Here is a 9,082-nt window from a genome sequence, read left to right on the forward strand (position 1 = left end):
ATGTAGCTCCGTCTCGTGGGCTCGGAGATGTGTATAAGAGACAGAGGGGGAAGACGGAGCTATGGCGGCTATAACGGCAGTGGCGGTTACCGGGGACGTCGGGGCTGGTAAGTCCACGGCTGCCCGCCTGTTCGAGTCGCTCGGGGGCGTGAGGTTCGACGCGGACGCCGTCGTGGCGGAGCTCTGGAGGCGGCCGGATATCGTCGGGGCTGCGGTCGGGCGGTGGGGATCGGGGATCCTCGACTCCGAGGGACGCGTCGTGTTCGCCCGTGCTGCCGCGCGTCTGTTCTCCTCGCGGGCCGAGTACGACTGGGGCTGCGCCCTGCTGCACCCGCCGGCAAAGGCGGAGCTGGCCCGCCGCGTCGCGTCGCTGGACCCCGAACGGGACTGGGCCGTTGCGGAGATCCCGATGCTCTTCGAGTCCGGCGTCCCCGATTGGGTCACGGCGACGGTCTTCGTGACGGCCTCCCGGGACGTCAGGGCGGAGCGCTGCCGGGCGCGCGGGTGGGACGACGCGGAGCTTCCGCGGCGGGAGGCCTTCTTCCTGCCCTCGGAGGAACGGGCCGCCCGAAGCGACTTCGTGGTGCGCAACGACGGCGGCCTGGACGACCTGGAGCGTTCCGTCCGCGCCGTCCATAAGCGTGCCGTGATCGAGAAACTGAAGGGGGCGTCCCTGCGATGCAGCTGATCACCAGTCACCTGAACACCGATTTCGATTCCCTGGCGAGCATGATCGCCGTCCGGAAGCTCTACCCGGACGCGATGATCTGCCCCCCCGGCGCCATGGGCCGCAAGGTTCGGGACTTCATGGCGCACTACGGGCATCAGTGGAAGTTCCTGAAGCCCAAGAACGTCCCCATGGAACAGGTGACCTTGATGGTCGTCGTGGACACGCGGGCGCGGAGCCGCATCGGCACCTTCGCGGCCCTCGCCGGGCGGCATGACGTGAGCGTGCATATCTACGACCATCACCCGCCCACCGTGGACGACATCCCCGCCGAGACGATGCAGTGGGCCCCCATAGGGGCGACGGTGACGATGCTCGTGGAACAGCTCGTCAGGGAGCGCAAGCCCATATCGCCCGAGGAGGCGACACTCTTCGCCCTCGGGATCTACGACGATACGGGGGCCCTGACCTACGAGTCCACGACCGCGCGGGACGTCCTGGCGGTGGCCCGTCTTCGGGAGATGGGGGCGGACCTGTCCCGGATCCTGGCGCGGGCGGAGGTCTCCATGCCGGCGGCGGAGCGTCGCCTGCTGGACGTCCTGGCGGAGAACGCCAGGGAGAGCTACATCAACGGGGCCAAGGTGCTGTCCACCTGGGCGGAGACGGAGGAGTACGTGGAGGGCCTTTCCCTCTTCGTGCACCGCCTGAGGGACTACTGCGAGTCCCACGTCACCCTGGCGGCGGTGCGCAGCGGGGGGCGCAAGATCAGCCTGATCGTCCGCAGCGCCCCCGGGGTGCTGAACGTCAAGGAGTTCCTGACGCCCTACGGCGGCAGCGGCCACGTCCAGGCGGGCTCGGCCACGGTCCTGAACCGGGACCCGCAGGAGCTGCTGGCGGAGCTGGAGGAGGACCTGCATCGGCGCATTCCCCGGATGCTCGACGTGGCGAGTGTCATGACCTCCCCCGTCCTGGCGGTCTCTCCCGACGCCATGGTGGACGAGGCGTACCGGACGATGATCCGCTTCGGCCACCAGGCTCTGCCCGTCGCCCTGGAGAACGGCGAGGTCGCGGGCATGATGACGCGCAAGGACCTGGACAAGGCGCATCTGCACGGCTTCGACCGCGCGCGCATCCGCGACTTCATGACGGAGGGCGTCATCGGGATATCCTCGGAGGCCTCGATCGACGAGGCGCATCGGCTGATGGCGACCTACAGCTTCGAGCGGCTTCCGGTGCTCAAGAGCGGTAGGCTGGTGGGCATCCTGACGCGGGCCGACCTCGTCCGTGCCCTCTATCGGAGCTTCCAGCCCTCGGGGGAGACGGACGCGAGGTCGGGCTTCCTGTGGATGGAGGGGGTCGCCCCGCTGATGGAGTCCTCGTTCTCCCCGCGCATCCTCGACCTGCTGCACCGCATCGGCGCCCGGGCGGAGACGATGGGGATGAAGGCCTACCTGGTGGGCGGAACGGTTCGAGACATCCTGATGGGGGTGAGGAACCTCGACCTCGACATCGCCGTCGAGGGGGACGCCGAGGAGCTGGTCCGCAGCTGGGACGAGCCGGGGTGCCGGGGCACGGTGCACGGGCGTTACAAGACGGGGACGATCACGTTCCCGGACGGGCTGAAGGTGGACATTGCGACGGCGCGGCGGGAGTTCTACGAGCATGCGGCGGCCCAGCCGACGGTCGCCGGCGACTCCCTGAAGCAGGATCTGGCGCGGCGCGATTTCAGCATCAACGCGATGTCCGTCTCCCTGAGCGAGGGGGATTGGGGGACCCTGACGGATTATTTCGGGGGCAGGGAGGACCTCCGGGAGGGGGTCCTGCGCATCCTGCACAACCTCAGCTTCGTGGAGGACCCCTCCCGGATCCTCAGGGGCATCCGGCTGGAACAGCGTCTGGGGCTGCACTTCGAGGACAACACGCTGCGGCTCCTGCACAGCGCGGTGGGGGGAGGGCTGCTGGGACGCCTCTCGGGAGTGCGGGTGCGCATGGAGCTGGAGATCGGCACCGGCGAGGCCCGCTTCCGCCGGATCGTGATGCGGATGCAGGAGCTGGGGATCTGGGAGGCGCTGTTCCCAGGCTTCCGCCTCGGCACCTCCATAGAGCGGAGGCTGCACGTCCTCGAGCGGTTCCTGCCGCGCGCGCGCAGGGTGGGGGTGGACTTCAAGGGAATGGAATGGATCGTCGGCATGGCCGTGGTGCTGGCCAAGTCGCCGCCGGCCGTGCGCTTTGCCGCCATGGACCGTCTGGGGCTGCGCCCCGCCGAACGGCGGGAGATGTCGATCTGTTTCGACTGCTGGCCTCAGGTGGAGCAGTTCCTGGGAGGGAAGAAGAACCCGAGAAATTCGGAGATCTACCTCTTTTTCAAACCGTATGGCCCGGCGCCCCTCCTGTTCTGGATGACCTGCATGAAGCGCTGGCAGTCCCGGCGTCATGTCGTTCGTCACCTGCTCTCTTGGACGCCGCTGCGAGGGGAGCTCACCGGCGACGACCTCGTCGGCATGGGGCTGAGGGGCTCCGAGATCGGGGAGGTGCTTCAGGGGATACGGCTGGCCCGCATGGACGGGCGCCTTTCGACGCGGGAGGGCGAGATCGGCTACGTCGAAAGCCGCCTGGCCCACAGACGGTAATTCCCTTGGCGGTTCTGTCCGGCATTTTACGAGGGCGGGTTTCTCCGGCTGGCCTGTACAATGAGTGGGAATCCCCCATCCCGGCTGTCCTGCGGAGCGGGGGGAGCGGGGACCCCGTTTTCGGATTTGGGGTCCCCGGGAAGGAGTGGAGGTTTTGAGGCTTTTACAGGATCCGATGATGTTGCTGCTGACGCTGCCCGCCGTGCTGTGGGCGATATCGTTTCATGAGTTCTGCCACGGCTATGCGGCCAAGCTGGTGGGAGACCCCACGGCCGAGCGGTCGGGACGGCTTTCCCTGAATCCCCTGGACCATTTCGACCTCGTGGGGACGCTCATGCTCCTGCTCGTGGGGTTCGGGTGGGCCAAGCCCGTACCGATCAATACGCGCTACTTCCGCCACCCGCGCCGGGACCTCGTCATCGTCTCCCTGGCCGGAATCGTCGGAAACATCCTGACGGCGGTCGTCTGCGTGCTGTTTCTGCGCTTCCTGGGGGAGCCCTGGTACCGTCTTGCCGGAAGGGCCGGCATTACGGTTCTGATTCAGATGATCGTCATCAACGTGGGGCTGGCCGCCTTCAACCTGATTCCCATCCCGCCGCTCGACGGTTCGAGGGTGCTGGAGGCCTTTCTGCCATTCCGGTTCCTGCGGTACTACTACTGGCTGGAGCGGTACGGCATGATCATCCTCCTGATCCTTCTGGTGACGGGGATCGTCGACGTCCTCTTCAACCCGATCTTCAACTTTCTGTGGGGCCTGCTTCCCTTCAGATCCCCTTTCTGACCTCCGGAAGAGCCGTGAGCTTCTCCGTCGTCAAAACCTCGTGAGAAGGACGACCGAAGAGGGCTCCGCGATGTATAGTAAACAAGCGTAAACTATGTATTAGTCGTTGACTTTTTGTTTATTGTTCTCTATACTGCTTTACGTCCGAGACGAATCCCTCGGAGCGCCCTGTCCTTTTCTCATGGGGGCACAGCTTTCGAGGCCGAACAGGACCTCTCGGCCGTGGATTTTTCGGTTGTTCTTCGATATGGGATCTTCGATACCAATTCAGGAAGGAAGTTTTAGGATGGCGGGCAAGAAGGGTAAGGTCGTCCTTGCGTACAGCGGTGGTCTGGACACATCTGTGGCGGTGGTCTGGCTCTCGGAGCAGGGCTACGACGTGGTCACGATGACGGCGGACGTGGGGCAGAAGGTGATCGACCTCGAGGCGGCAAAGAGCAAGGCCCTGCACAGCGGCGCCGTGAAGGCCTATATCTTCGATCTGAAAAAGACCTTCGTCGAGAATTATGTCTGGCCCTCGCTGAAGGCCAACGGGATGTATCAGGGGACCTACCCTCTGACCTCGGCCCTGTCCCGACCGCTGATCGCCAAGACCCTGGTGGATATCGCCAACAGGGAGGGGGCCGTGGCGGTCGCCCACGGCTGCACCGGGAAGGGGCAGGACCAGGTGCGCATCGAGGTCTGCGCCACGGCGCTGAACCCCAAGCTGGAGGTCCTGGCGCCGGTCCGGGACTGGCACTTCAGCCGCGAGGCCGAGATGGACTATGCCGTGAAGCACGGGATTCCCGTCAAGGCGACGGCCAGCTCCCCCTACAGCATCGACGAGAACCTCTGGGGCCGCTCCATCGAGTGCGGCATGTTGGAGGATCCATGGAACGAACCGCCGGAGGACGCCTATGAGCTGACGGCCAACCCCCTGGGTGCGCCCAACGAGCCGGATTTCGTGGAGATTACCTTCGAGCGCGGGCTTCCGGTCGCCCTGAACGGCGAGAGGATGGACGGGGTCAGCCTGATCCTCAAACTGAACGAGCTGGCCGGCAAACACGGCGTGGGCCGCGTCGATATGGTCGAGGACCGGCTGGTCGGATTCAAGAGCCGCGAGGTCTACGAGTGCCCCGGCCCCATCACGCTGCTGAACGCCCACAGGGCCCTGGAGACCATGACGCTGGACAAGCGCGTGCTCATCACGAAGAGGGAGCTCGAGGTGCGCTTTGCGGAGCTGACCTACGAGGGCTATTGGTTCTCGCCGCTCAGGGACTGCATCGGGGCCTTTATCGACGAGACTCAGAAGTATGTGAGCGGCACGGTGAAGGTCCGGCTCTTCAAGGGGCAGGCCGTCGTCCGGGGGATGAAGGCCGGTAAGACGATCTACAGGCACGACCTGGCGACCTACTCCGAGGGGGATGCGTTCGATCACTCGGCGGCCGTCGGCTTCATCAAAATCTGGGGGCTGCCCGTCCGAACCTGGACCTCGACCTTCCCGCGCGACGATAAGGAGGAGCTGCCCATCGAGGCGTAATCCCTTCCTCCTGCGGTTTCCGTTTTGAAATCGGGCCCCTCCGCCGACGGGGGCCTATTTCGTCGGATTGGGAATCGGGGAGAAGCGCCGGCCTCTTCCCGGCGGCGCGGGGTTGGGTCCCCCTCCGGGGGAAAGGGCATCGGAGTTCTTGTTTCCTGCCGATGCCGCGCTTCGCCTCACGGTGTGAAATCCACAGCAGGAATAGACGCGGACGTCGTTCTCCCAAAACCATTTTACGTTCCGGAAGTCGTCCCGAACCCGTGATCTCATGCAGACCTTCCATCCCGTTTCCGGCGACGTGCCAAAGACGAGGCGTATCGTCTCCGCCCCGTCCGTGTAGAGAAGTTCGCCCTCACGCTCCGCGAGGACGGTCTCGAGCGCCCTTGCCAGATCGGAAGGTGCGTTTTGCCCCATCGGCCGCATCAAGGCGGCGGGCCGGGAACTCGCCAGCACGGTGCCCGCCCCGTCCAGGACGTCCGCCGTCAGGGACGAAGGAAGGCCCCGTGCCGTGACGAGCTTCTGAATCTCGAAGATATCCGTGTCCAAAACGGCAATCCCCGCCTGCCTCCGATCCGACGTATACACGGGGCAGGCTGCGGTGACCGTCGGAGCTCCGGTCAGCGGCTGCCTTCGGAACGGTAGCCACCGGGGCGAGGCCGGGCCTTTCCCGTCCCATGGCGTCCCGTCGCCGACGTCGCCCGGAAATGCTTCGAGTGTCTCGGGCCGTCCCTCGTCCTGGAAGGCATAGACGGCCAATGCTTCCTTGTCCGGGGACTCCCCTGCGGACAGGCTCAGGCCCAGCCCCGTGGCCGCATCGTAGGACGCGACGTAATGGGCCGGGAGGGCCCTGCAGCCGGACAGGTCCCCGGCCGCCCAGTACTCCCCGGCCTCCCGGGCCGCCTTCCTGAGGAGGACGCTCTTCTGCAGTCCCGCCGCGTGAAGGGCCTGCAGAATGCTCTCCGTCTCGGTTCGAAGCTGTGCGTCCATCCTTCCGGCAACGTAGTTCTGAGCCAGACGGTACCCCGGATAGCGGACTGCGGCCGCGAGGCAGAGGGCCAGCAGCGCCGCACGTCCGAAAAACGATTTTTTCCCCATCGGCCCGATCCCCCTTTTCCCCGTGATTCCGGACGCTATTTTACATCGTTTTTTGAAGGAGACGCGCCGGCTCTCCGGCGGGAGAGGGGAAAGAAAGAATTTTCCGTAAGATACGTTATAATTGACAGGAAGCCGCATAACGTCCGGACCTTGACCTGAGGCGTTTGCGCGGGAGGACCTCCAATCATGATGTACGGTTTTCTGATTATTCTGATCTTGGCGGCGATCAGCTCTTTCTTTTCCTTCTCGGAGATATCGCTGGCGGCATCCCGGAGGGTGAAGCTGCGTTCCATCGCCGAGGGCGGCGATGCCCGCGCCGCTCGGATTCTGGGCTTTCAGGATCAGCCGGGGCTGTTCTTCACGACGGTCCAGATCGGGCTGAACGCCGTGGCCATCCTGGCGGGCATCGTAGGGGATTCCCTTTTGTCGCCGGCGATCCGTGATCTGCTTCCCGATATCCTGGGCCCCGCCCTGAAGGGGCAGGTCGCCTCCGCCGTTCCCTTCGTCGGGGTCACCCTCTTCTTCGTCCTATTCGCGGACCTCATCCCCAAACGCATCGCCATGGCGGTCCCCGAGACCGTGGCCCTGAGGTCGATCGAGGGGATGCGCCGGGTGATCTTCGTCTTCGCCCCGCTGTCGAAGGTCTTCAACTCCCTGAGCAGCATCATCTGCAGGGCCTTCAGGCTTCCCGAGAAGCGTCGGGACGACATCACGTCGGACGACCTCTACGCCATCGTGGAGGCGGGAACGATGGCCGGGCTTCTCAGAAAACAGGAGAAGGACCTGATCGGCAACGTCTTCGAGCTCGACGTGCGCACCGTACCCTCCGCCATGACCGTCCGGGAGAACATCGTGTATCTGGACCTCCACGAGGAGGAGGCGCGCGTCAAGGAAAAGATCGCCTCCGCGCCGCATTCCACCTACATCGTGTGCGACAAGGACATCGACCACATCGTGGGGTACGTGGATTCCAAGGAGCTGCTGGAGCGGGTCGTCAAGGGGCAGAGCCTTCAGCTGGACAACGGGCTCGACATCAGGCCGCCCCTCATCATCCCCGACACCCTGACCCTGGCCGAGGCCATGGACCAGTTCAAGGGACGGGAGGAGAACCTGGCGGTCGTGCTCAACGAGTACGCGCTGGTCGTCGGGATCATTACCCTGCAGGACATCATGATGATGCTGATGGGCAACCTGGTGGGGGAGGAGGAGCAGATCATCAAGCGGGACGAGACCTCGTGGCTGATCGAGGGGGCGACCCCGATCGAAGATGCGATGCACGTGTTCGAGATCGAGGATTTCCCCGAGTCCCAGAACTACGAGACGGTCGGAGGATTCCTCACGTTCATGCTGAGGCGCATTCCCCACCGTACCGACTTCGTCGTGTATGCGGGGTACAAGTTCGAGATCATGGACATCGACAACTACAAGATCGACCAGATCCTGGTGACGCGCCTTGCCCCGCAGGAGCCGAAACGGGACGAGAGCTCGGAGGCGCGGGATCGGGATTGACAGGCCCGCCCGCGGCGGAACGAATACAATGATTCTCGTAAAAGTCGAGGGGGGCCGTTCGGCCCCCCTCGACTTTGCGGTCGTCAGCGCCTGGCCCCTAGGAAGGGGATGGGATCGACGGGTTTGCCGTTGACCCGAACCTCGAAATGAACGTGGTTCGTGGTGGCGCGTCCCGTACGGCCCACGGTCGCGAGCGTCTCTCCCTGGCGCACCCTTTGGCCCTGCCGGACCTTGATGTTCAGACAATGGGCGTACAGCGTGGAGATTCCGCCGCCGTGGTCGAGGATCACCACGTTCCCGTATCCCCTGAAGCTCCGGCTTTTGGCGGAGGCGACCAGCTTGACCACTCCGTCCCTCGTGGCCCGGATGGACGTGCCCTTGGGCATGGGGATGTCGATGCCCGAATGAAGGGATCGCCTGCCCCGCCTGCCGAACCCCGACGAAACGGCCCCGTTTACGGGCCAGATCATCCGGGATCCCGAGAACCTGGAGAACTCCGGCAGAGCGGGCCCATGGGACGGCCTTCCGGGGAAAAGGCTTCGTTGGATGCCGGTCAGGCCGGAGGTGCGGGGAGCCTGCTTGCGGGGAAGCCTCACGACGACCACGTTGTCGCCCGATATGACCAGCCTCATGGGGCCGTTCGAGGAGTCCCCGTCCTCCGAGAGAAACAGGACGGGTTCCTTTGTGTTCGCCCCGCCTTTGCCCTTTTCCCCTGCGGCGCTTTTCTCCGGGGCGAGTTGGAGCGTCGTCGGGATGGGCGGCATCGCCTTTTGAGAGAGCGGCTGAGGGGGAGTTTTGGAGGGCTGGGGCGCGGGGGCCTTCGCCGTCTTCGGGGCCTGTCTCTTATACACATCTCCGAGCCCACGAGACGGAGCTACATC

The 9,082-nt window shown here is 64.9% G+C and carries 7 protein-coding genes; 5 read left to right on the forward strand and 2 right to left on the reverse strand.

All coding sequences use genetic code 11. The annotated features are described in order from the left end of the window. The first annotated feature begins 61 nt into the window (after positions 1 to 61). From coaE to ABLA28_RS08835, 4 genes are all read left to right on the forward strand, one after another. Positions 62 to 688, forward strand: coding sequence for a dephospho-CoA kinase (gene coaE, locus ABLA28_RS08820; protein ID WP_347713345.1), 627 nt, complete (start codon positions 62 to 64; stop codon positions 686 to 688). After that, complete coding sequence (locus ABLA28_RS08825) at positions 679 to 3,297, forward strand: CBS domain-containing protein (RefSeq protein WP_347713346.1); 2,619 nt, start codon at positions 679 to 681, stop codon at positions 3,295 to 3,297. The genes coaE and ABLA28_RS08825 overlap by 10 nt, the downstream gene beginning before the upstream one ends. Before the next feature lie 154 nt (positions 3,298 to 3,451). Further along, positions 3,452 to 4,078, forward strand: coding sequence for a site-2 protease family protein (locus ABLA28_RS08830; RefSeq protein ID WP_347713347.1), 627 nt, complete (start codon positions 3,452 to 3,454; stop codon positions 4,076 to 4,078). Between the two features lie 286 nt (positions 4,079 to 4,364). Then, positions 4,365 to 5,597, forward strand: coding sequence for an argininosuccinate synthase (locus tag ABLA28_RS08835; RefSeq protein ID WP_347713348.1), 1,233 nt, complete (start codon positions 4,365 to 4,367; stop codon positions 5,595 to 5,597). Between the two features lie 54 nt (positions 5,598 to 5,651). On the opposite strand, the gene ABLA28_RS08840 is transcribed toward ABLA28_RS08835, so the two are convergent. Beyond that, a complete protein-coding gene (locus ABLA28_RS08840; RefSeq protein ID WP_347713349.1) occupies positions 5,652 to 6,692 on the reverse strand; it encodes a cache domain-containing protein in 1,041 nt (346 codons plus the stop codon). Positions 6,693 to 6,878: 186 nt separating this feature from the next. Between ABLA28_RS08840 and ABLA28_RS08845 the strand changes: the two genes are divergently transcribed. Next, complete coding sequence (locus tag ABLA28_RS08845) at positions 6,879 to 8,201, forward strand: hemolysin family protein (protein ID WP_347713350.1); 1,323 nt, start codon at positions 6,879 to 6,881, stop codon at positions 8,199 to 8,201. 83 nt (positions 8,202 to 8,284) lie between these two features. Here ABLA28_RS08845 and ABLA28_RS08850 read toward each other — a convergent pair. Next, on the reverse strand, positions 8,285 to 9,082 hold a 798-nt coding region (locus tag ABLA28_RS08850; RefSeq protein WP_347713351.1), incomplete at its 5' end, for a M23 family metallopeptidase.

The organism is uncultured Fretibacterium sp. (assembly GCF_963544685.1).
In the GTDB taxonomy this organism is placed as follows: Bacteria; Synergistota; Synergistia; order Synergistales; family Aminobacteriaceae; genus CAJPSE01.

Coding starts and splice junctions, on each gene's coding strand:
- coaE (WP_347713345.1), top strand. CDS start 62: ATGGCGGCTATAACGGCAGTGGCGGTTACCGGGGACGTCGGGGCTGGT.
- ABLA28_RS08825 (WP_347713346.1), top strand. CDS start 679: ATGCAGCTGATCACCAGTCACCTGAACACCGATTTCGATTCCCTGGCG.
- ABLA28_RS08835 (WP_347713348.1), top strand. CDS start 4,365: ATGGCGGGCAAGAAGGGTAAGGTCGTCCTTGCGTACAGCGGTGGTCTG.
- ABLA28_RS08840 (WP_347713349.1), bottom strand. CDS start 6,692: ATGGGGAAAAAATCGTTTTTCGGACGTGCGGCGCTGCTGGCCCTCTGC.
- ABLA28_RS08845 (WP_347713350.1), top strand. CDS start 6,879: ATGATGTACGGTTTTCTGATTATTCTGATCTTGGCGGCGATCAGCTCT.